The sequence below is a fragment of the Nostoc sp. genome (genome assembly GCF_036916985.1).
GTDB lineage: Bacteria > Cyanobacteriota > Cyanobacteriia > Cyanobacteriales > Nostocaceae > Nostoc.
The window spans coordinates 14,163-36,597 of the sequence record NZ_JBALFD010000082.1 but is presented as its reverse complement, the minus strand read 5'-3'; the positions used below and the strand labels follow the sequence as shown (position 1 = coordinate 36,597).

The 22,435-nt window shown below is 42.1% G+C and carries 17 protein-coding genes, 1 tRNA gene and 2 pseudogenes; 12 read left to right on the top strand and 8 right to left on the bottom strand.

Going from position 1 to position 22,435, the window contains the following annotated elements; translation table 11 throughout:
* Positions 1–253: 253 nt before the first annotated feature.
* A complete protein-coding gene (locus V7L07_RS26590; RefSeq protein ID WP_335061891.1) occupies positions 254–1,669 on the top strand; it encodes an isochorismate synthase in 1,416 nt (471 codons plus the stop codon).
* A 101-nt stretch (positions 1,670–1,770) separates the two neighbouring features.
* On the opposite strand, the gene V7L07_RS26585 is transcribed toward V7L07_RS26590, so the two are convergent.
* The gene (locus tag V7L07_RS26585) at positions 1,771–3,087 is read right to left on the bottom strand and encodes a glutamate-5-semialdehyde dehydrogenase (protein WP_335061890.1); all 1,317 of its coding nucleotides are present in this window, start codon (positions 3,085–3,087) and stop codon (positions 1,771–1,773) included.
* 406 nt (positions 3,088–3,493) lie between these two features.
* Between V7L07_RS26585 and V7L07_RS26580 the strand changes: the two genes are divergently transcribed.
* Entirely contained in the window at positions 3,494–5,482 is a 1,989-nt protein-coding gene (locus tag V7L07_RS26580) for a zinc metalloprotease HtpX (RefSeq protein WP_335061888.1), read from the top strand.
* Positions 5,483–5,931: 449 nt separating this feature from the next.
* Here V7L07_RS26580 and V7L07_RS26575 read toward each other — a convergent pair whose 3' ends face one another.
* The gene (locus V7L07_RS26575) at positions 5,932–7,131 is read right to left on the bottom strand and encodes a hybrid sensor histidine kinase/response regulator (protein ID WP_335061886.1); all 1,200 of its coding nucleotides are present in this window, start codon (positions 7,129–7,131) and stop codon (positions 5,932–5,934) included.
* Between the two features lie 111 nt (positions 7,132–7,242).
* Entirely contained in the window at positions 7,243–8,304 is a 1,062-nt protein-coding gene (locus V7L07_RS26570; RefSeq protein ID WP_335061884.1) for a PAS domain-containing protein, read from the bottom strand.
* A 330-nt stretch (positions 8,305–8,634) separates the two neighbouring features.
* Here V7L07_RS26570 and V7L07_RS26565 point away from each other — a divergent pair, with 330 nt between their 5' ends.
* Positions 8,635–9,831: a transporter substrate-binding domain-containing protein gene (locus V7L07_RS26565; RefSeq protein WP_335062230.1), complete on the top strand. Its 1,197-nt coding sequence runs from the start codon at positions 8,635–8,637 to the stop codon at positions 9,829–9,831.
* 286 nt (positions 9,832–10,117) lie between these two features.
* Here V7L07_RS26565 and mazG read toward each other — a convergent pair whose 3' ends face one another.
* Together mazG and V7L07_RS26555 are read right to left on the bottom strand one after the other, a co-directional pair.
* Positions 10,118–10,942, bottom strand: coding sequence for a nucleoside triphosphate pyrophosphohydrolase (gene mazG / locus V7L07_RS26560; protein ID WP_335061882.1), 825 nt, complete (start codon positions 10,940–10,942; stop codon positions 10,118–10,120).
* Between the two features lie 51 nt (positions 10,943–10,993).
* Positions 10,994–11,581: a metal-binding protein gene (locus tag V7L07_RS26555; protein ID WP_335061880.1), complete on the bottom strand. Its 588-nt coding sequence runs from the start codon at positions 11,579–11,581 to the stop codon at positions 10,994–10,996.
* A gap of 143 nt (positions 11,582–11,724) precedes the next feature.
* Here V7L07_RS26555 and V7L07_RS26550 point away from each other — a divergent pair.
* Together V7L07_RS26550 and V7L07_RS26545 are read left to right on the top strand one after the other, a co-directional pair.
* Positions 11,725–11,797: transfer RNA gene (locus V7L07_RS26550), tRNA-Val, on the top strand.
* Positions 11,798–12,434: 637 nt separating this feature from the next.
* On the top strand, positions 12,435–12,848 hold the full coding sequence (locus V7L07_RS26545) for a transposase (protein ID WP_335062228.1): 414 nt from the start codon (positions 12,435–12,437) through the stop codon (positions 12,846–12,848).
* 198 nt (positions 12,849–13,046) lie between these two features.
* Here V7L07_RS26545 and V7L07_RS26540 read toward each other — a convergent pair whose 3' ends face one another.
* Both V7L07_RS26540 and V7L07_RS26535 read right to left on the bottom strand, forming a co-directional pair.
* Complete coding sequence (locus V7L07_RS26540; protein ID WP_335061878.1) at positions 13,047–14,306, bottom strand: tetratricopeptide repeat protein; 1,260 nt, start codon at positions 14,304–14,306, stop codon at positions 13,047–13,049.
* A 192-nt stretch (positions 14,307–14,498) separates the two neighbouring features.
* Positions 14,499–14,891 carry a hypothetical protein gene (locus V7L07_RS26535; RefSeq protein ID WP_335061876.1) on the bottom strand — a complete coding sequence of 131 codons (393 nt, stop codon included), beginning with the start codon at positions 14,889–14,891 and terminating at the stop codon, positions 14,499–14,501.
* 343 nt (positions 14,892–15,234) lie between these two features.
* Between V7L07_RS26535 and V7L07_RS26530 the strand changes: the two genes are divergently transcribed.
* The 7 genes and pseudogenes from V7L07_RS26530 to V7L07_RS26500 form a co-directional block, all read left to right on the top strand.
* Positions 15,235–16,245, top strand: coding sequence for an ABC transporter ATP-binding protein (locus tag V7L07_RS26530; RefSeq protein ID WP_335061875.1), 1,011 nt, complete (start codon positions 15,235–15,237; stop codon positions 16,243–16,245).
* Positions 16,246–17,058, top strand: a complete 813-nt coding sequence (locus tag V7L07_RS26525) for an ABC transporter permease (RefSeq protein WP_335061874.1) — start codon at positions 16,246–16,248, stop codon at positions 17,056–17,058. It abuts the gene before it with no gap.
* A 297-nt stretch (positions 17,059–17,355) separates the two neighbouring features.
* Positions 17,356–19,119: a GldG family protein gene (locus tag V7L07_RS26520; RefSeq protein WP_335062227.1), complete on the top strand. Its 1,764-nt coding sequence runs from the start codon at positions 17,356–17,358 to the stop codon at positions 19,117–19,119.
* A gap of 84 nt (positions 19,120–19,203) precedes the next feature.
* Complete coding sequence (locus tag V7L07_RS26515) at positions 19,204–19,827, top strand: DUF4340 domain-containing protein (protein ID WP_335061872.1); 624 nt, start codon at positions 19,204–19,206, stop codon at positions 19,825–19,827.
* 26 nt (positions 19,828–19,853) lie between these two features.
* Positions 19,854–20,708: a formyltetrahydrofolate deformylase gene (purU, locus tag V7L07_RS26510; protein WP_335061870.1), complete on the top strand. Its 855-nt coding sequence runs from the start codon at positions 19,854–19,856 to the stop codon at positions 20,706–20,708.
* Positions 20,709–20,915: 207 nt separating this feature from the next.
* Positions 20,916–21,323 (top strand): annotated as a pseudogene (locus V7L07_RS26505) (DUF2391 family protein); the annotation flags it as partial.
* A pseudogene (locus V7L07_RS26500) lies at positions 21,311–21,421 on the top strand (TIGR02588 family protein); the annotation flags it as partial. The pseudogenes V7L07_RS26505 and V7L07_RS26500, both read left to right, overlap by 13 nt.
* 183 nt (positions 21,422–21,604) lie before the next feature.
* On the opposite strand, the gene V7L07_RS26495 reads toward V7L07_RS26500, so the two are convergent.
* On the bottom strand, positions 21,605–22,372 hold the full coding sequence (locus V7L07_RS26495; RefSeq protein ID WP_335061868.1) for a ChaB family protein: 768 nt from the start codon (positions 22,370–22,372) through the stop codon (positions 21,605–21,607).
* Between the last annotated feature and the right edge of the window lie 63 nt (positions 22,373–22,435).

Genomic DNA, 22,435 nt, shown 5'->3' with positions numbered 1-22,435 from the left:
AGAGACGTTAGATATTCACGAGATCAAAATAACTGCCGCTTTTACTGTGGCTTCTTAAACTTGCGTTGTTAACACCCCACCCTCACATTGCAGCCCAAGGCTGGAACTAGCTTGTCAGGGTCTAGGAACACCATGAACAAGGCAAATCCTACGCTGGTGAAATGACAACTTAATATGTTACCTGTAAAAATACGACCACGATTAATTACACTCTAGAAAGTTAACTTAAAAAAAATTTACTATCGTTAAATCCATGACAGTTTCACCATGTCGTAACAACTTCTTTGTAGAACACAAAGATTTATATCAATTTCTGGTAGCGGTGCAAGAAAAGTGCGTCAACAACAATTGTCGGCAAATTGTCAGTATCTCCCAAGAGATCGATTTAGTTGATCCTTTACTTGTATTGGATAAACTTACACAAGCAAATGAAATAAATTTTTACTTTGAGGACAGAGGTAAAGGAGAAGCGATCGCAGCAATTGATGCTGTAGCAAAATTACAGATTGATGGCGCAGACCGTTTTAGTCAAGCAGAATATTTTATCAAATCTTGTCTAAAAAGTATAATTAATTTTGGTAACGCGAACCAACCTTTTTCTGGCCCTCACTTTTTTTGTTATTTCAGTTTTTTTGATAAAAACGCCCAAGTAGATTATCCATTTCCATCTGCTACCATTTTTCTTCCACGTTGGCAAGTAGCTGTAAAAAATCAGCGCTGCATATTAGTAACAAATATAATTATTAATGCAAATGTAAATATTGAAAGATTGTTAAATAATGTGCAAAATAAAATTGCATTTATCCAATCTTTAGAAGATTACTCTGCTAATATCGATTTTTTCTCAGCAAAATCATACAAAAAATCTGTCACAAATGCTGCTCGATTTAAAAGTTCAGTAGTGTCTGTTTTGGAAAAAATTAGTTCTAGTCATTTAAGTAAGATTGTATTAGCAGATATATTAGATGTAAAGTCAAGCAACCACTTTGACTTAGTTAAATCATTAAGTAATCTTAGGCAAATACATCCTAATTGTTATATTTTCTCTACAAGCAATGGCAAGGGGCAAAACTTTATTGGTGCAAGTCCAGAAAGATTAATTAGTATTAATAATCAACAGTTAATTACTGACGCTTTAGCTGGTTCTGCACCACGAGGCAAAACCCCTGCTGAAGATGCAGCTAATGCCAATCGCTTACTCAATAGTGAAAAAGAAAAGCATGAACATTCGCTAGTACTTGATTTCATCACTCAACGTCTATTTCAGTTAGGTTTATCACCTAAAATATTAGCACCCCGCCTACGACAATTATCTAACATCCAGCATTTATGGACACCAATCAGCGCGACAGTTCCGATTAATATACACCCATTAAAAATTGTCGGACAACTGCATCCTACACCAGCCGTTGCTGGTGCAACACGAGATGTTGCTTGTGCCGAAATTCGTCGTTATGAAAGCTTTGAGAGAGGTTTATACGCTGCACCTCTGGGTTGGATAGATTCTCAGGGAAACTGCGAGTTTATTGTGGGAATTCGTTCAGCATTGATTGATGGCGATCGCGCGAGATTGTATGCTGGTGCTGGTATCGTGGCTGGCTCTGATCCTGACAAAGAATTTGCAGAGGTACAACTTAAGCTTCAGGCATTACTTAAGGCGTTAGTTTAAAGTTAATTTTTCAGTAGTTGATATGGAAAACGCCATGAGTAACGCCATGCTAGAAAGCAACTTAGTTAAGTTGAAGGAGTTATTTTCGCACTATCGTATAGTTAAAAGGTAATCTCAAAATCCTGATGAGTAAAAGCCTTTGCATTCTCCCCTGTGTAAGTAGCGACAATATGACCATCGCCAGTCATTTGATATTTATATGTCACTAATCCTTCTAAACCAACGGGGCCGCGGGGAGGCATTTGTTGCGTACTAATCCCTACTTCTGCACCAAAACCATAGCGGAAACCATCAGCAAATCGGGTAGAACAATTGTGGAATATATTAGCTGAATTTACCAGTCCAAAGAAAGTTTCTACAGATGCTAAATCTTCAGTAATAATCGCATCGGTATGACGAGAACCATATTCGTTAATATGAGCGATCGCATCTTCTATAGAGTCTACAATCTTTATGGACAAAATAAAATCGCTGTATTCTGTTTCCCAGTCTATTGCTGTTGCAGGTACAATGTTAGGTAAAATTTTCAAGGTGCGTTGATCGCCTCTTAATTCTACATGGCGTTCTTGCAAAGCCTCAGCAACTTTTGGTAAAAATTCTCTAGCAATTGATTGGTGAACTAGCAAAGTTTCAATTGCATTACAAACAGCAGGATATTGGGCTTTGGCATCGACAGTAATCGGAACTGCTTTAGAAATATCGGCAGCTTTATCTATATAAAGATGACAAATCCCGTCGGCGTGTCCTAGTACCGGAATGCGTGTATTTTCCTGAACAAATCTAACAAAGGAATTAGAACCTCTAGGAATAATTAAATCCACATATTTATCTAATTTCAACAGTTCTAAAGTTTCTTCTCTAGTTGTGAGTAACTGTACTGCATCTGGGTTAACAGCAGTTTGAGATAATCCCTGTTTAATTGCTTTAACTATCGCTTCACAAGAACGTACAGCTTCCTTTCCACCTTTGAGGATGACACCATTTCCCGATTTAATCGCTAAGGAAGCAATTTGAATCGCCGCCTCTGGACGGGCTTCAAAAATAATCCCCACAACACCTAAAGGACAAGTGATGCGCTTGAGAGTCAAACCAGTGTCAAGTTCGCGGTGAATCTGTACTTTCCCGACTGGATCGGCTAGCTCACCAACATCTCGTACCCCAGCGATCGCATCTCTTAATTTATGTTCATCTAACTGCAAGCGCTTATAAAGCGGTTTGGGAATCCCTTCGGCGGTAGCAGCTTTACAGTCAGCAATATTTGCTTGTAAAATTTCATCTCTAGCTGATTCTAAAGCTTGTGCGATCGCTTCAATCGCGTGATTTTTTGCCTTAGTGGAGAGAATCGCTAGCTTACTTGCAGCTTGGCGGGTTTGCGCTGCGATCGTAATTAGGGGAGAAGCAATATCAAAAATAGTCATAGTAGAAATCTTTACATTTTCCTCATCTTATCAATCTCAGGTTATGTTCATCATTCGTCTTCCTCCAATCGGGTGAACCATCTGGGTAATAAATAGTTACTCTGATTGGGTGAAGAAGACTTGATTTAAAACATTTATTCTCTAAATATGAAACACGGACAAAAAGGTAGTAAGTTTACAGCAGCAAGGATATTGTAAGTATTATTACAGGTTTATTTGAAAATTTTAAATATGATTTATGCGTTCCCCAGGCTAGATAGACATAGTAATGTATGTTTCTCTAGTCTTTTACTTAAGTAGATATTTTATACTGTTATTCTTTAAATTTTTACGAAATTGCAGTGACGATCGCTGGATCTATTGAGTATTGATAGATTAAATACCACTCCTTCACTAGGGAGATCCTATGTCATTGCAATCTGGATTAGATGCCTTAAAAGAAAAGCGTTATCAAGAAGCAGTTGAATTACTCGAACAATTCTGCCGCAATTGCGCTGAACACAATTCCTCAGATTATCTTTCAGCACAGATGTGGCTGATGAAAGCCTATCAAGCCACAGGCGAAACCGAAAAAGCCAAAGCCCTGTGTCAAAAGTTAATCATGAGTGAAAACCCACAAGCTAGAAGTTGGGCAGAACAAGCTAGTCAATCCTTCCGCCAAACGCCATCTAACGCCAGTCAAAAAGCTGGTCGCGCCGCTACCACTGGGATGAAATTAGCAATGGGGGGTGTGGGTGGTAGTTTGGCATTAGCTTCTGGTGTCACCATGACCTTGCTCTTTGGCATGGTTTTGGCTTTAGGTTTGAGCTTAGTATTTATTTTGGGTAGCGACAATCCACTCCAAGGATTAGCGATCGCTATTGGTATTACCCTAGTCTTTAATATCGCCGCCTTTTTCCTGTCTCCATTCATCATGGACTTAACCCAAGGCTGGCTTTACCAAACTCGCTGGGTAGAGTTAGCAGAAGTTGAAACCCTCAGTCCAGAGACAGCTAAAGTTATTCGCCAAGTCTGTGAACAGAAAAAGCTGAAAACGCCTCGTTTGGGAATCATTAACGACCAAAACCCCACAGCTTTTACTTATGGTTCATTACCGAACAGCGCCCGTTTAGTCGTCAGTCAGGGACTTTTCACATACCTCGATGACGATGAAATTGCTACCGTCTACGCTCACGAACTGGGGCACATCGTCCACTGGGACTTTGCAGTGATGACAGTAGCTTCTACCCTAGTGCAAATTTGTTACTTGATTTACAGCACAGCCAGAAGATTTGGGCGTGGTGGTGGTGATAGCAAAATCAAAGATGCCATGCAAACTGCTGCCCTAGTTGCCTACGTGTTTTATGTCATCGGTACTTATTTACTGCTGTACCTCTCCCGCACACGAGAATACTTTGCTGACCACTTTGCAGCCGAAAGTACAGGTAATCCCAATGCATTATCCCGCGCTTTAGTGAAGATTGCCTACGGAATTTTAGAAGAAGGTTCACGGACACAAGAACCCAGCCGTTTAATTGAAGGAACTCGCGCCTTGGGGATCTATGACCATAAAGCCGCCGCTTCCACAGGAACCGCCTATCGCATTGCATCCGATACCCAAAAAATTGGTCGCGTCTTTCTCTGGGATATGTTTAACCCTTGGGGCCGGTGGATGGAGTTAAATTCTACTCATCCCTTGACAGGTAAACGAGTTCGTGCATTAAGTACATACGCCGAACAATTGGGTTTACCGACTGAGTTTGATATGGGGCGAGTTATTGGAGAAGGTAAAAGTTTGAATAAGAGTAGACTTTACGGCAACTTCTTTTTAGATGTTGTACTGTACGGCGCTGAAACAATTGGTTTCTTTGTTGGCTTGGTAATGGGTGTGATTCTGTGGTCAAGTTCCCCAAACACAGGTTTAGTATTGGGTGCGCCACTAATTGGCTTAGGGATTGGAATTCTGGTCAAAGCCTTGGTAATGTTCCCCGACTACAAGCAAGCACCAGAAATCGACATTCTCACCCTCATGTCAGACCCCTACGCCAGTCCATTACGTGGACAACCTGCAAAACTTGAAGGTCAACTAATTGGTCGTGGCGATGCTGGTTATAAATTTGGTTCCGATTTAAAAATTCAGGATCGTAGTGGAATGCTTTATCTGCATTACGCCTCACGCTTTGGCCCCATCGGCAATTTCTTGTTTGGGATGAAGCGAGTCCAAAGCTTGATAGGCGAACAAGTTGGCGCTGTGGGTTGGTTCCGTCGAGGTGTTGCGCCTTGGATGGATTTAATTCAACTCCAGAGTGAAAATGGGACTATTGTCAACAGTTACCATCGCTTCTGGTCATTCATCCTTAGCGGTGGATCGATTATCCTGGGAGTGGTCTTAACTATGTTTTTGAGCAGTAGATAGCTGACTGCTGTCAAAGCATTTCTCAGTCCATCCAAGCTTTTATTTGTCAGGAGGTAGTTAGTAACTGCCTCTTTTTTTAATGCAACTTATAAATCATATCAATTCACGAAAACCTTGATATACATAGATTTACCGTAGGTGCATTGGTAATGCAATTCTACTGGAGTTTAAGTCATTTGCTACTTTGGCGATCGCATTTGTTCTCATCTATCTCGTTATCTCGTTTCCATGCTCTGCATGGGAATGCCCCTCGTTGAGGCTCTGCCTCCAGTATTGCATTGAGTCAGAGACTCAATGAATGCATTCCCAGTTGGAGACTGGAAACGAGGAAATGTCCCTACTGGAGTTAAGTCATTTGCTACTTTGGCATTTGTATTTGTTGATTCGGGGTTCGCATTTATTGATTTGGGGTTCGCATTTGCTACCAAAAGCTTAATTGGGCATTAAACTTATTTACTACCTTTAGCAAGATTCGCTACCACTTTCACTAACTCTTCTGGCTCGATTGGCTTGGATAGATGCACTTGGAATCCAGCTTGCAGAGCTAGCCTGCGTTCTTCATCTCTAGCAAATGCCGTTAGTGCTACAGCTGGAATTTTACCCTTTTGCTCTGCTTCTTGCGCCCGCACTTTACGAATCAAAGAATAACCATCCTCATCTGGCATTCCGATATCACTGACTAGAATATCCGGTTGTAATCGTCCTAGTGCTTCTAAGGCTTCATTGACTGAGCTAGCTGCTGTTACCCTAGCTCCAGACTGTTCAAGAATGAAGGCTATTAACTCACGCGTATCGGCATTGTCATCTACAAGAAGTATTTGCAAACCGTCGAGCAATGAGAGGTTATCGATTTTTACTTCACTCTCTTTGATTAGTTGCTTTGCTTGCGGTTCTAATAAAGGTAACAACACTGTAAATGTTGCTCCCTGTCCTTCTCCTTCGCTAACTGCGTAGACTGTACCTGAGTGCATTTCTACTAAGTGATGGACAATTGCCAGCCCTAACCCCAAACCATTGTCTACTCTAGTAGTTGTGCTATCAGCTTGACGAAAACGCTCAAACATATAAGGTAGAAAGTCAGTACTAATTCCCTTACCTGTATCTGAGACGGTTATCTGCACATTTGAGTTTACCTGTTCCAGATGTACTTCAACTCGCCCACCGCTAGGTGTGAACTTGACGGCGTTAGAGAGCAAATTCCAGACAACTTGTTGGAGGCGTTCTGCATCACCCATAACCTGACCTACTGACGAGTCAAGATTAGATTCAACTTGAATACCCTTAATTTCAGAAGTGGGATGTACAGCTTCTATTGCTGCTTGAATTACAGGTAAAAGGTCAACTTTATGGATATTTAGGCGGATTTGACCTTGTACAATCCGTGAAATATCTAGAATATCTTCAATCAGTTTCCTTTGAAGTTTGGCATTCCGCTCGATTGTCTCTAATGCATTAGAAGTAGTTCTTTCGTCCAATTTTCGATTACGTATTAACTGAACCCAACCCAGCATAGAATTGAGAGGTGTACGAAGTTCGTGGGAAACGATCGCTAAAAACTCTTCCTTAATCCGGTTAGCTTCTTGGGCTTGCTGATAAAGCTGTGAATTTTGGATGGCGAACGCTGCTCGTTGAGCAAGTTCTTCAGCCATTTCTAAGTCTGCAATAGTGTAATAGACATCTCCGAAAAAGAATGTAAAGACGTAGCACTGCTACGTCTTTACAAGGGTTCTGGGTAACGCATATTTAATTTCTGGAGATGTCTAATGTCGTCCTGGTTGTGCAGACGCAAATAGAATTGTCCCCAGCTTGCGTTTATGCACCAACAGTGGTACTACCATCTGAGACTTAATCTGGAGTTGGCACAGCAGATTTAGGTGTTCCTCGTTCGAGGCCTTTTTCTGTAATGAAGACTCAAGAATATTTATAAGTAGTTCTGGCTTACCAGTCCGTAAAACTTTCGGTGGGCCATAATCAGCATCAACAGGAATTGGATAGCATTGTTGTAGTTCTCGGATTAGTGCTTCCTTCGTGGGTTCAGACGCAGCAATGATTGAGTTACTAAAAACTGCCAAATTATTTTCGACGACATCCACAATACACCAATCGGCAAGGATAGGCACTGCTAATTGGGCGACGCTGGTTAGGGTAGTACGGTAATCCAAAGAAGATACCAATATACGACTTGCTTCAGCCAAAAAATTAGAGCGCCTCTCTGCCGCTTGGGCTGCAATTCGGGCAGCTTGTTCATTGGCAAATAACTGCTGGCGCTGCAATTCTAAACGCCTACGTTGGCTAATGTCGCGCATTAACCAGCGCAGGGCAACTGCCTTACCTAACTCGTTACGGACGGTAACTACTGTCAACGCAACATCAAAACAGATTTTTTCCCGTGGTTGTATGCACATTTCCCATTCCCCACCCCTGTCAAGCTGCTGCAACTGAGTTAGGTAATTAAAAAAAGCTTGATGATCTGACTTGGCAATGAAAGTTAGCAGCGGTTTGCCAATCAAAAATCGCTGTAAAACATTGAGTTGTAATGTAGCAGCCCGGTTAGCTTCCAGAATAGTGCCGAATGTATCAGTTACCAAGTAACCATCAGGTGCAAAATCAAATAATTCTTGGTAGCGCTGACGCTCCTTCTCTACTACCATTCGTGTTGCTTGTAGTTCTTCTGAGGCGATTTTCAGTTCTTCCACAGTGATTTGAAGTTCTTCAAAAGCTTCTGCTGTCAGTTCTTGTTGTGAATACGACTGACTTTGGAGTAATGTTGTCACTCGTGAGCGCAATGTCTCTACTTGTTGACTAAAATCGTCTACATCCATGTTGCTAACTTTGCAAAGACTAAAAAGCGCGCGCCAGAGAAAACATCAGGCGAGTATAAACCCAAATGTACGCTAAAAGCTGATCTTAAAACTATTGCTCAAAAGATAGAGGTTTGTTTCAATAGGGAACGGGGAACTGGGAATAGGGAAAAAGGGAATAGACGTATGCTGAGTTTTTTCACGCAATAAAATACGATTCCTAATATAGGCAAAGTAATCTCCAGTCCCCAGTCCCCCTAAATTTGAAAAAATTGGGCGATCGTGAACGTGATATTTGATATAGGGTGGGCATGATAAATGAACATTGCACATAACCCTAAGAAAATTCTGATGATAAATGCGATCGCTAGTCAATTTCACCAACTTATGACTGGGAGAAACAGCCTGATTGGCAGATATGAACGTAAAAACAAAACCAAGCGTTTCCTAGCACTGTATACCTGCATAGGGTTAGTGGGCACAATTCTGGCATTGTTGTTAATGGCATCTCCAGGACTAACTCAAAAACCTCAACCCCAACCCCAAGAACCGTTATTAGTTGCTACACGAGTTATACCGCCTTTTGTACTGTCAAACAAAGGTGAGCTATCAGGATTCAGTATCGATCTCTGGCACAGCATCGCTAATCAAATAGGTGCAGAGTCGAAATTTATTGAATATTCCTCTGTGCCAGAACTGCTTTCTGCTATTAAGAACAAAAAAGCTAATTTGGGGATTGCAGCCATCTCGATTACAGCCGAACGCGAGCAGAGTTTTGATTTCTCATTACCTATTTTTGCTGGGGGACTGCAAATTATGGTAAGAAACCCAGAGAACAATAACAGTGCCTTTCCAAATATTTTGCAATTGTTTTTTTCTGCTAGCCTTTTGCAGGTAATAGGCATTGCCCTAGTGCTAATTGTCGTAGCAGCTCATATTATTTGGTTATCTGAGCGCCACCACAAAGATGGGATGATTTCTCAATCATACTTTCCGGGAATTTTTAAAGCCTGTTGGTGGGCAGCTGCCACATTAGCAACCCAAGCTGATGAAATGCCCAAAGGAGTAATAGGACGTCTAATAGCTGTAATCTGGATGTTTATTGGAGTACTTTTCGTCGCCTACTTTACAGCCAGCGCTACCACATCATTGACACTACAACAGCTTCAGGGCGATATCAGGAGTGTAGACGATTTACCCGGCAAGGTAGTGGCCACAACTGCGGGTAGCACAGCAGCCACATACCTGCGAGAACATCATATTTCAATTTTAGAAGTTCCCAAGATAGAGCAAGCTTACGATGCTCTGCAAACAAAAAAGGCTGATGCCGTGGTGTTTGATGCGCCTGTACTCCTCTTCTATACTGCCAATGAAGGTAAGGGTAAGGTACAACTTGTTGGCAGTATCTTGCGTGAAGAAAGCTACGGCATCATTCTGCCTAACAATAGTCCCTACCGCAAACCAATTAATCAAGCCCTGCTGAATCTCAAAGAAAATGGCACTTATCAATCGCTATATGATAAGTGGTTCGATGCTCAAAAATCTTGAAGAAGGGATTGGGGATTGGGGATTGGGGACTGGGGACTGGGGACTGGGTATTGGGGACTGGGGAGAAATTTAAACAAGTTTCTTCCTTATCTCTTCTCAATCCCTAGCCTAAGTAAGTCGGCGTAAATAATTATTGTTGGGATAAAGCAGGGGGCAGGGGGCAGGGAGCAGGGGAAGAGAGGGTTTGAGCCTTATTTATTTTTCTTTACACAGTTTGGTTTTATTGTGCCGACTTACTTAGTACCAAATCCCTAGTACCAAATCCCCAGTACCCAGTCCCCAGTCCCTACTCCCCACTCCCTTCTTTGGCAAGTTGAGCTTTTGCCTGCTGCCACAAGTTTTCTAACTCATTCAAACTGTAATCAGAAAGGGGACGGTCAACAATCGCCTCCATTTTTTCTAATCGCTGGACAAAGCGCTGATTTGTGCCTTGTAAAGCCGTGCTGGGGTCAAGATTATGCCAACGGGCTAGCTGAATAACTGCAAATAGTAAATCACCTAATTCTGCTTCTTGTCGTTCTGGTGTTTCTTCAGCTAAAGCCTGTTGGAACTCTCCCAACTCCTCATGAAACTTATCCCACACGCCCTGAATATTTTCCCATTCAAACCCGATCGCAGCAGCTTTTTGAGAAATCTTCATCGCCGCCGTCAGTGGGGGAAGAGTACGCCCATAACGAGCGAGTTTAGCACTAAATTTTTGCGCGTCTGGAGATGCTTCACCTTTTTCCGCAGCTTTAATTTGTTCCCAATTTTGCCGCACCTCATCCACACTGGCAACCGACACATCACCAAATACATGAGGATGACGGCGAATCAACTTTTGGGAAATTCCCTGAGTTATTTCCTTAAGAGAAAATTGCCCCGATTCGCTAGCGATTTGGGCTTGAAGTACCACCTGTAATAATAAATCGCCTAACTCCTCTGCGATCGCACCCTTATCCCCACTCTTAATCGCATCCACCACCTCATAAGCCTCCTCAATCACAAAGGGCGTCAAAGTTTCGGCAGTTTGCGCCAAATCCCAAGGACAACCACCATCAGGCGATCGCAATTTTGCCACCACCTCAATCAACTCCTGCAACGCCGCCAAACTCTCTTCTTGCTTTTCCATACCTCTGCGTACCTCTGCGCTTCCCTTAGCGTTCCTTTGCGTTTAAAAAAATTATTTCTTCACTCTCGCCCGACGACTACCACCCCTCACTTTCCGCCTCTTAATTTTGCCACTAGGAAGCAACCCCCGAACCCCCTGTTTTCTTACCCGCTTATAAGCCGATCCCCCCCAATCGCTGAGAGAATGACTCATAGCACCGAGTTCCAACCCCAAAAACAGGGCGATATATTCAGTATCGTATTGCACGAGCGATCGCCCCACAGTTTGTCCCAAATCTTGCCAAGTAAAACTCAGATTCCATAACCTTTGAGCGATCGCCAAAACTAAAATTGCCAAAATAGCAAGCAAACACCCCAGATAAAGTATCCGCAGAATCGTGCCAATAATCGGCCCGTGGGATAAAAAAGAACGATGCCGGAGACTTTTTTGATAAGGTAGCCAAATCCAACGCAAGAAGCCCCAGCGTTGGAATTGCACAGAGTAAATATCCAAATCGGGGCCAAACATCAGCCCGCCAAAGAGAAACCCACCTGCAACCAACAAAGTCGCACTGCTACTGCGAGTTTGCCAAAAAGTAACGCCCGCCACCAATGGCAGAGCATACATAGTAATGCGATCGTGCGTTCGACCAGAGGGCATCCTAAATCCTGTTAGCGATAGCGGGGCGTTGAGCCAGTGCTGAATAACTGAATACTGAGTCAGTATAAGAGAAAAAAAGATTTTCTTGAAACCACTAGCGCAACGCGAAATGTTTTGCTATATTAGTTAAGGATTAGTCAAACGGGCGGTTAGCTCAGTTGGTAGAGCGCCTGCCTTACAAGCAGGATGTCATCAGTTCGAGTCTGGTACTGCCCATTTTTGAAAAGCCGCCACCTGGCGGCTTTTTTTGTGACTTTACCCATAACTTTGCCGTTACGGCAAGCTTATGATTCCAATAGATGGCGGCAAGGTTATCCTTCCAGTTTTGTAAGCTGTTATAGTTTTATCCATAACAGATTACAAATTAAACTCACGTCGTGCATCATTAAAAGCAGCGCGGACTTGTTTATATGTAAAACACCCCGGATTTGCCATTAATTCACAAACGCGACCTTCTGAATCGTGACTCCCATCTTGCGACTAGGGTAGCGTCCCGAAACTTTCAGGAGTATTTTGCTGGTAGGGAAATTTCTTTGTGTTTGGCTTCAGGGAGTGCGATCGCTTTCCATTAGACATCTCCGGAAAAGATTTAGAGACCACAAATTTGCACGCAGACCTACTAACCCCCCTTCCCCCCTTCTCTACAAGGGAAGTGGGGTTTTAAAGCCTCTCTCCGTTTCGGGGAGAGGTTTGGAGATGTCTATGACTTAAAACATGGGATAGAATCATCCGAGAGCATCAATGTTTTGCTTGGTATGATGCCTCAGAATTTCGCCATATTGGTTAAGTAGAAGCAGAAACAGTTTTTGAACAAACAGTTAAAGTCAGCGATGATGAGGGCTATTTATCGAATATTCGGCGTGTAAAAATAATTTTAGATGAAACTACCCGTGATGGAGACTCAGAAATCTTTATCTTGACTAATCTCCCCACAAAGCTTGCTAATGCTTTAGTTGTGGCTCAAATCTACCGTAAACGTTGGACTATAGAAACTTTATTCCAGATTTTAACTAAAATATTTAATTGCGAAATTAAAACCCTCGGTTATCCTAAAGCTGCTGTGTTTGCTTTTTGTGTTGCCTTGGTTTCCTACAATATCCTTTCTGTTGTCCTAGCTGCTCTGAGAAGTATTCATGGCATTAAAAAAATTGAGCAAGAAGTGTCAAGCTATTATCTCGCTGATGAAATTCGCGGGACTTACCGTGGCATGATGATTGCAATTCCCCCTTCAGAATGGAAGGTTTTTAGCAAAAATGAATCTAATTGAACTGACCAACATACTTCGAGACTTGGCAGATCGCGTTAATTTAGTTGTTTTCGCGTCCCACCCTCGCGCACCAAAAAAGACAAGGAGGGTACTAAAACGTACTCTGATATTACTGATTAGAGATATGAATGAAAATGAGCGTAGAGACGCAGCACTGCCACTTCTCTACAAGGGTTCTAGATAACGCATATTTAATTTCTAGAGATATCTATTAGAACCAGATTTAATCAACTGCGACAAATTATTTAACCATTTCCCAAACCAGAAGCCAGATGTGAAGGTTGCAACATTTTGAGAAAGAAGCTCAATGGCATGGTTGCAATCTTGCAGGCTGGCATCAAGTCCCATTGTGTGGTAGATTTCGCGAGCATTGCAAAAGGCATCGATCGCTTCTGATTCTCGATTGATTTTTTCTAACACCAAACCCAAATTAAACCAGGCGTTTGCTTCCCCATTTCGATCGTCGAGATTCCTTCTAATTTCTAATGAATGCTGATGAAACTCAAAAGCCATTTGGTACTGTCCCAAAGCCTTATAAGCACTACCTAAGCCACTCAAGGCCATACCTTCGCCGTTGCGATCGCTGATGAATCTTGCCACCCCTAACCATTGCTGGTAAAACTCAATTGCCAGTTGGTAATTTCCCAACGATTCATAAGTATTGCCTAAACTTCCCAGGCTTAGGCATTCCCCAGTCCAATCACCTATGTTCTTGGTTATACTCAACCACTGCTGGTAAAACTCTATCGCTTGCTTGTACTTGCCCAGGTATTCATAAGTATTGCCCAAACTTCCCAAGCAAATGCCTTCTCCTGTGCGATCGCCAATTTTCCTAGTAATACTCAACCACTGCTGATAAAATTCAATCGCTCGCTGGTATTTTCCCAGTGATTGGTAAGCATTACCCAACCCAGATAAAGCTTTGGCTTCCCCCAAGCGATCGCCTATTTCTCTCGCTGTATCCAACCACTGCTGATAAAACTCAATTGCTAGGTGGTACTCGCCTAATGACTGGTAAGCATTGCCCAAATTTCCCAAAGAAATAACTTCTTCATTGGGTTGGCTTTGCCCACCGTCAGCATCGCCTGTTTCTCTGGCTTCTTCTAAGCACCGCTTGTCAAACGCAATGGACTCAACAGGTTGCGTCCATAATTCCCCACATTGCTGCGCCAAAGTTGAGGAATCTTCGGCGTTCCGGGACTGGGTACTGGGTACTGGGCTGATACCGTAAGCGTCAGCATTCGACTGACTTGTATTAAGCTGTGTCGTGGGCGCAGCCCCTTGTAGAGAAGTAGCGCTCACGCCCAAGTCTGAACGAGATTGGACAGGAAATTCCTTTAAGATTTCGTTGGGATCTGAATTCCCATCCAAATTTTCCCAGTCCCCAATCCCTAGTCCCCAATCCCCAGTACCTATTTCAATGTTATTTAGGCTCCCGGATCTAATTACTTCTGTCATTCTCTATAGAAAACGCAATTTTTGCTTAATAAGCTGTTGATTATACAATTTTCTGTACCTTTAGCACAGGATAACTGAAACTTATAGGTACAACTCCTCTTAAAAACCTAGAAGTTATTCTTAAATATTAAACCTTATTTTATACCCAGTCTTTTCTGTGTATAAAAGACTTTAAATATCAGAAAAACCAAATCAATCAGCAGCAGCGTAGTCGGGTAATACATTGAGTTCTAAATTAACAGCACTGAGATAATTTTGGTCGTTTAAAACTTGTGATGGTAATTTATCTGCATTAACAGCAGCTTGAACCACATCTTTCGCCAGAATATTTCTGTTTTGAGTTCCAAGTACTAGGGCTTCTCCGCTTGGAATACCATGTTGTTGCAGACCTCCTTGATAAGCAAAAGTTACTAGATTCAAAGGTTGTAGGTAACTCACAGCAGTCGAGTTAGTGGATATATTGTTAGAGTTAATCGCGATTGTTTCACTGCTATTGCTAGTAGCTGTTTGAGCGCCAGCGATTCCAGGTACAAAGGCAATAGAAGTAAAAATAAGTGCAGAATTTATTAAGGTAACAAGTTTCATAACTTATACTTAGGTAAAATGCAATCGGTGTTCTTTAGTAATAGAGTCCTCTTTATTATTAATCTCAGCTTCCTTCGTCCAGGTCATCTGATCGGTTGATCTATGACTCACCCAAAAGGGTGAGCTAATTGAGCGACACAAAGAGGAATGGAGACTCAGTTAACTCCAGACACAGAAAAGATTGGTTGGAATTTTCAAGTACTTAACTGAGGCGATGAGACAAAGAGGTTTTTCAGGAACTTTACCCATTGTCGGCGAATCTTAGTGTCAGTCCCCCATACATACTCAATATTGCGATCTAAGATTATTGGGTATTCTATAAATTGCGATCGCCACTATACCGATGATCGAAGTTGAACATCTGAGTAAAATATACGGCTCTACCCCAGCGATTACTGATGTCACTTTTAGCGTCGAACCTGGGGAAATTTTAGGGTTGTTGGGCCCTAATGGCGCTGGAAAAACCACAACCATGCGGATTCTGGCTGGTTATTTACCGGCAACCAGTGGAAATGCTCGAATTGCTGGTTATGATGTCCATGAAAATTCTCTGGCTGTGCGCCAACGCATTGGTTATTTACCCGAAACACCGCCGTTATATCCAGATATGACTGTGGAGGGATTTTTGGATTTTGTCGCCCGAATTAAGGGAGTTCCAGGAGGCGATCGCCCCAACAAAGTAACAGCCGCTATTGAACGCTGTAACTTAGAAGATAAGCGGCGGGTGATTATCCGCAAACTCTCTAAAGGATACCGCCAAAGGGTAGGAATTGCTCAAGCGATCGTCCACGATCCCCCAGCAATCATCTTGGATGAACCCACCGTTGGACTAGATCCTCGACAAATAATTGAGGTGCGGAATTTAATTAAAAGCCTCGCTGGTACGCACACAATTATTCTTTCCACGCACATTCTGCCAGAAGTGAGCATGACTTGTAACCGCGTTGCTATCATCAATCGCGGTAAAGTTGTGGTAACTAATACACCAGAAAACCTAATGACTCAGTTGACAGGCGGCTCAGGGTATGAGTTGGAAATAGAAGGAGAAGCCGCTCTCGCGAAACAGGTATTGCAAAAAGTTGCGGGTGTGAGTCTGATAGAATCAATTCCCACAGCCGGAATCCACGGTCATCAATCCCAAGAAAATCGCGCTTACCTGCGGGTAATATCGCAACCAGGAAAAGAACCAGGAAAGGATATTGCCACAACATTAGTGCGTGCAGGATTCGGTTTACATGAGCTGCGGCGGGTTAACGCCACCTTAGAAGATGTGTTCTTGCAACTGACCACAGAAGAAAAGAATTTCGATCCTGAGGTAGACTTAGCAGCAGACAAAGAAGGAGAGGCAGCCTAAATGGGTATAGTGCTGAGTAATATTATTGCCATTTATCGGCGAGAGTTACAGAGTTATTTTGTATCGCCTTTAGCTTATGCGATCGCAGGCATATTTTGGTTCCTTGCCGGGTTATTCTTCGTGATGATTTTGCTAGGGCCAGATGGCATTTTGGTAGGAGTGGCGGCAATAGATGCACAAGGGCAACAGTTGGGAGTACCAGTACCACCCATAGATGTCCCCTACGAATTTGTCCGAATATTTTTGGAACGTATGGAGTGGCTATTGTTGTTTATTCTGCCCATCCTCTCAATGGGACTCTATGCAGAAGAACGTAAGCGGGGCACTTTAGAACTGTTAGCCACCTCACCAATCACCAATTGGGCGGTAGCTGTAGGTAAATTATTAGGCGTACTAACATTTCTGACCACAATGGTTGTACCCATGATAGTGTTTGAAGCGATCGCTATCAGCGCCTCAAATCCACCAATGTCGCTCTCAATTCCCTTACTAGGTAATTTTGGATTAATCTTGCTAGCAGCAGCAATTTTATCTATTGGAATGTTTATTTCCTCATTAACAGACAGCACAATTCTGTCTGCCGTTCTCACCTTTGCAGTCATTTTATTATTGTTATTGATTGATTTAATCGGTAAAATTGTCCCTGGCCCCGTAGGCGAAGCTTTAGGTTATCTATCATTGCTAAAACATTACAGCACCTTAATTCAAGGGATTTTCGATACCAGCACCTTGGTTTTATTCGCCAGTTACATTTTTTTGGGCATCTTTCTCACCGCTCAATCAATTGATGCACTGCGTTTTCAAAGACAATAGTCACGTCGCTTTGCTCCGAATTCAAAATTCAAAATTAATGATCCCCCTAAACTTATCGTAAATTAAAGTGTTTAAGAACCTGCAATCTACATTTAGCACCCATTTCAGTCGGGGTTTGTCTTGAGAAATCGCTCCACTTGGGCAAAGCCCAAGACCGCGTTTCTCGCTAAATTCCCGTCTGAAATGTCTTTAATTTTGAACTTTGCTCAGTTGTCTTGCTTATTTTTAGTCACTCAATTTTCGTCCATATATTTTTACTTGTCACTATTTTTTGACAAATGATAAATGACAAATTATATGAAGATAGTTGCAAAAAAGAAACTTTGGAAATATCTGTTTTGGTTAGGCCCATTCCTAATTACTGTCGGCTTAACAGTTGGATTAGTTTCTGAACAGTGGGGACTAATTCCATTAGTATTTATAATTGCGGGAATTATCATCAGTGGATTGGGGATAATATGGCAAAGCTACCAAACTAATTGGTGGAACCGTCGTTCTACCCAAGCAGGGACTAATGCCTTAGTGGTGACTCTGGCAATATTGGCAATTTTGGGATTGATTAATTTTTTGGGAACTCGCTACCATCTGCGGGCAGACTTAACAGAATCTCAATTATTTACCCTTGCGCCTCAGTCGCGTGAATTAGTAAGCGTTTTAGCACAGCCAGTTAAAGTGTGGGTGTTTGATATTAACCAGAATCCCCAAGACCGAGAACTGCTGGAAAATTATCAGCGGCAAAGCTCAAAATTTAAATATGAATACATCAACCCCGAAGCTAGACCAGGACTTGCAGAAAAGTTTGGCGTCAAAAATTATGGGGAAGTTTACCTAGAATCTGGGGATAAACGGCAATTAGTACAGACAATAAATGAAAATGAGCGTCTATCGGAAATCAGATTAACTAGTCGCCTGCAACAACTAACAAATTTAAGCACAGCCAAAGTTTACTTACTCCAAGGTCATGGCGAACGCCAACTTTCACCTGGTAAAGGTGCAATGTCACAAGCAGTTCAGGGATTAGGCGACAAAAATTTCACAACAGCACCGCTGAATCTAGCAGAAACCTCGAAAGTTCCTCAAGATGCAGCTGTCGTCATCGTAGCTGGTCCCAAGCGAGAGTTATTTCAGGGCGAAGTCAAAGCCTTGCAAGAATATCTGAATCGAGGCGGTAATTTACTGCTGATGATTGATCCTAATACCGATCCTAAACTTAATAGCTTGCTACAAGAGTGGGGTGTTCGTTTGGATAATCGTTTAGCCGTAGATGTTTCTGGAGAAAGCGTCGTGGGACGTGGCCCTGCTGCCCCCCTAGTAACAGAATACGGTCAACATCCAATTACCAAAGATTTCGGTAACGGTAACTCTTTTTATCCGATTTCCCGACCACTGGAAATTACCTCTGTACCTGGTGTTGAAGCTACTCCTTTGCTGCGAACCAAACCCTATCCTAGCAGTTGGGCAGAAAGCGATCTCCAAAGCGAAAAATTAGAGTTTAATGCAGATAAAGACCTTAAAGGGCCTTTGACTTTGGGTGTTGCCTTAACCAGAAGACAAACACCCAAATCTACTTCTACTCCCCAAGCCTTACCTACACCTTCACCCCTACCATCACCAACCACCCAAGGCAAAACTAGTCCTAATTCTTCTGCCAAAACTCCGCAAGCTTTACCACTTCCATCACCAACCACCCAAGGCAAAACTAGTCCTAATCCTTCTGCCAAAACTCCGCAAGCTTTACCACTTCCATCACCAACCACCACTCCCTCATCTCCCCCTACATCTCAAACAAGCACTGAGTCGCGCTTAGTGGTTTTAGGAAATTCTAATTTCGCCACCGATGGTTTGTTTCAACAGCAACTAAACGGAGATGTATTCCTCAATTCAGTTACTTGGCTGAGTAAACAAGACCAGCAACCCCTTTCTATTCGCCCCAAAGAACCGAAAAACCGTCGGATAACCCTGACAACCACCCAAGCCAATCTTTTAATATTGTCCTCTTTGTTAGTTTTGCCTTTAATTGGGTTATCGACAGCAGTTATTATCTGGTGGAAACGACGGTAAGAAATGGGTTAGGAGTTAGAAGTTAGGAGTTAAGAGTTATAAATACTAACTCTTCACCAATGACAAATGACAAATGATTAAAAAATGAAATTGCCGCGAACGACTTTAATTTTGATACTGCTAGCACTAGGTTTAGGTAGTTTTGTTTACTTCTATGAAATTCGAGGTGCAACTCAGCGAGAAGAAATCAAGGAGCAAAAACAGAAAATTTTCTCTTTTGGAGAAGATGATGTACAGTCTCTAACAGTCAAGACAAAAAAATTCACCTTGAACCTGGAACGTAGCCCTGAATCTAGTAACCCCAAGTGGTTAATCAAATCTCCGATATCTGGCCCAGCAAATGACGCTATTGTTTCTTATTTAATGGATTTGTTGGTCAAGGGTAATAGCGATAGCACTTTATCAATTCCAGCAAAACAGCTTGGAGAATTTGCCTTAGATCAACCCCAAGCAACTATTAATATCACCTTGAAAAATCGACAAAGCCATCAGTTGATTTTAGGTAAATCTAACTTTAACGGTCGTTTATTGTACGCTCAAGCTGATCCTGCTGTTAAACCAGATGGAAATATAAATGTGCTGTTGGTATCTACAGATTTTGCCAATGCCGTGAATCGGGAACTATCAGAGTGGAAACAACCGATAGATAATAGTCAGAAACTTCCTCCGCTGATAATTCCTAAACCGAGTCCGACAAACAGCAAATAATTAATTTCAAATCTGGCGATATTTTTATGACAAGTCCCACAGCAACATTGCTAATTTCTTGCCCCGATCGACGAGGATTGGTAGCGAAATTTGCCAATTTTATCTATTCTAATGGTGGTAATATTATTCATGCAGATCAACATACAGATTTTGCTGCTGGGTTATTCCTCACCCGCATTGAATGGCAGTTAGATGGATTTAATTTGCCGCGAGAATTTATTGCTCCTGCATTTAATGCCATTGCTCAACCTTTAGATGCTAAGTGGGAAATACGTTTTTCTGATACAGTACCACGCATTGCTGTTTGGGTAAGTCGCCAAGACCATTGTCTATTTGATTTAATTTGGCGACAACGCGCCAAAGAATTTATCGCTGAAATTCCTTTAATTATTAGCAACCATTCTAATTTAAAGGTAGTGGCAGAGCAATTTAATATTGACTTTCAGCACATTGCTATCAATAAAGATAATAAATCAGAACAAGAAACCCAACAGCTAGAATTACTCCGCCAGTACAAAATAGATTTAGTTGTATTGGCAAAATATATGCAGATTGTCAGTGCAGATTTTATTAGTCAATTTCCGCAAATTATTAATATACATCATTCATTTTTACCAGCTTTTATCGGCGCAAACCCTTATCACCGAGCTTTTGAACGTGGTGTGAAAATTATTGGTGCAACAGCGCATTATGCCACTGCTGATTTAGATGCAGGCCCAATTATTGAACAAGATGTAGTGAGAGTTAGTCACCGTGATGAAGTTGATGATTTGGTGAGAAAAGGCAAAGATTTGGAGAGAATTGTATTAGCAAGAGCGGTGCGATCGCACTTACAAAATCGTGTATTAGTCTATGGTAATAGAACAGTGGTATTTGAGTAATTTTATATCCAAAGTAATACAATAGAGTAAAAAAATGTAGGTTGCGTTCCGATCCACCCTACCTACCTACGTCTAATGCAATATTTTGAGCTTTTAATAATGGTGTACAAATCTAGATTTTTGCCACTTGGATTTTTTATGCTGTTCTTAACCAGTTATGTATCGATGTAGCGTAAAGCAAATTTAAAATAAAAGGAAAGTAAAGGAGTGCCAAAAAAACGTCAAAAAAATGTATGGAGGAGTGAGATTAATGACATCATCAGAGGTGCTTGTGGAGGTTTTTTATTTGGCATACCCTTGTTGTACACAATGGAAGTCTGGTGGATTGGATCGCGGGCCAAACCACAACTGATGATGATTGCGATCGCATTGATGTTTATTGTGGTTTACTTGCTCAATCAGATAGAAGGCTTTCGGAAACGCAGATATAGCTGGATAGCTCATCAAGCTGCAATGGATACCGTTGAAGCGATCGCGATCGGAATCGCTTGCTCTACATTTGTGCTGTTACTATTACGAGAATTGACACCAGAAACTTCCTTAAGGGAATCTTTAGGTAAAATCATCTTTGAAAGTGTGCCTTTCGTTATCGGTGTAGCATTCAGATCGACTTTTTATCGAGTGGGGAAAGTGAAGAAGGCGCATTTATATTTAGCCAGAACCCGCGCCAAGGGCAGTTAAATCTGCGTGTTGGTAGTTATAAATTGCCATAATAGCGTGTGGTTATAAATTACCAACAACCTGCAAAGATATCTAGCCCCGACTGATAGCGCAGCATTAGCGAGTCCGCGTACTCTTACAGAGAAGCAAGCTACGCGCAGCGTCTCGTAGAGAGCGTCTTGATTCTGAATTCTGAATTCTGGATTCTGCATTCTTCTTCAATGACGCACAGTAGCTTAAGCTTTGACTTTAGCTTTTGACCAGACACCATTTTCATCTTCATCATATTGCTGGTGAATAGTTTCCCAAGCAGCTTGTTCGGCTGTAAACTCGTCACTTTTCTCATTGAGTACAACGTTATAGCGCTCAATGAATGTCCTTTGAGCTTCGGCAGAAAGATGGGCGCGAACTTCAGGAGATAAGTCTTCTGGACTGTTGCATTGTCCAGAATAAGAACGAGCCAGAGTTTTTTCAATTGTGTGAATTTCTTCGCCACCAGCACTTTCGAGCAGCAATTGAAATTCGCCAGAGCGATCGCTCGGAACTTCTGCCATCACGAAAAATTCACCAGCTTGTAAGCGAGTTTGGTAGATAGCCGCTTTATCTTCTGGCATTCCCAAAGTAGTTAGAACCGATACTAGACCGGCACCTGCACTACCTGCGATCGCACCACTGGCAGCCCCCAACAGCACTGCACCAATAGGCCCCGCTGCCACAATTGGGCCGACAAAGGGAATAAACAATACGCCTACACCCGTAAGCAAGCTGAGAAAGGAACCAAACAAGGAACCAAAAACTGCTCCTGTTCTCAAACCTCCCAGAATCACATCTTTTTTACTAATAAAGCCAGCAATTCTCGTTTCCGACTGGAAATTTCTGCCCATAACCGAAATATGATCTCTAGGCACACCCCTATCTAGTAAACGCCGAATCACATCATCAATTTGCTTCTGATCTTTGAATACAGCAGATATTGTACGTTCTGCTTTATATACTTCTGGCATATAAATAATCCTTGTATTATGTTGTTTTTTGAATGAATATGATGAATGGGTAGATGTAGCTCA

What these genes read in the sequence shown, in the direction of transcription:
- V7L07_RS26570 (WP_335061884.1), bottom strand. Translation starts at nt 8,304, where the DNA reads ATGGATGTAGACGATTTTAGTCAACAAGTAGAGACATTGCGCTCACGA.
- V7L07_RS26565 (WP_335062230.1), top strand. Translation starts at nt 8,635, where the DNA reads ATGATAAATGCGATCGCTAGTCAATTTCACCAACTTATGACTGGGAGA.
- V7L07_RS26590 (WP_335061891.1), top strand. Translation starts at nt 254, where the DNA reads ATGACAGTTTCACCATGTCGTAACAACTTCTTTGTAGAACACAAAGAT.
- purU (WP_335061870.1), top strand. Translation starts at nt 19,854, where the DNA reads ATGACAAGTCCCACAGCAACATTGCTAATTTCTTGCCCCGATCGACGA.
- V7L07_RS26580 (WP_335061888.1), top strand. Translation starts at nt 3,494, where the DNA reads ATGTCATTGCAATCTGGATTAGATGCCTTAAAAGAAAAGCGTTATCAA.
- V7L07_RS26575 (WP_335061886.1), bottom strand. Translation starts at nt 7,131, where the DNA reads ATGGCTGAAGAACTTGCTCAACGAGCAGCGTTCGCCATCCAAAATTCA.
- V7L07_RS26585 (WP_335061890.1), bottom strand. Translation starts at nt 3,087, where the DNA reads ATGACTATTTTTGATATTGCTTCTCCCCTAATTACGATCGCAGCGCAA.
- V7L07_RS26540 (WP_335061878.1), bottom strand. Translation starts at nt 14,306, where the DNA reads ATGACAGAAGTAATTAGATCCGGGAGCCTAAATAACATTGAAATAGGT.
- V7L07_RS26535 (WP_335061876.1), bottom strand. Translation starts at nt 14,891, where the DNA reads ATGAAACTTGTTACCTTAATAAATTCTGCACTTATTTTTACTTCTATT.
- V7L07_RS26555 (WP_335061880.1), bottom strand. Translation starts at nt 11,581, where the DNA reads ATGCCCTCTGGTCGAACGCACGATCGCATTACTATGTATGCTCTGCCA.
- V7L07_RS26515 (WP_335061872.1), top strand. Translation starts at nt 19,204, where the DNA reads ATGAAATTGCCGCGAACGACTTTAATTTTGATACTGCTAGCACTAGGT.
- V7L07_RS26495 (WP_335061868.1), bottom strand. Translation starts at nt 22,372, where the DNA reads ATGCCAGAAGTATATAAAGCAGAACGTACAATATCTGCTGTATTCAAA.
- mazG (WP_335061882.1), bottom strand. Translation starts at nt 10,942, where the DNA reads ATGGAAAAGCAAGAAGAGAGTTTGGCGGCGTTGCAGGAGTTGATTGAG.
- V7L07_RS26525 (WP_335061874.1), top strand. Translation starts at nt 16,246, where the DNA reads ATGGGTATAGTGCTGAGTAATATTATTGCCATTTATCGGCGAGAGTTA.
- V7L07_RS26520 (WP_335062227.1), top strand. Translation starts at nt 17,356, where the DNA reads ATGAAGATAGTTGCAAAAAAGAAACTTTGGAAATATCTGTTTTGGTTA.
- V7L07_RS26530 (WP_335061875.1), top strand. Translation starts at nt 15,235, where the DNA reads ATGATCGAAGTTGAACATCTGAGTAAAATATACGGCTCTACCCCAGCG.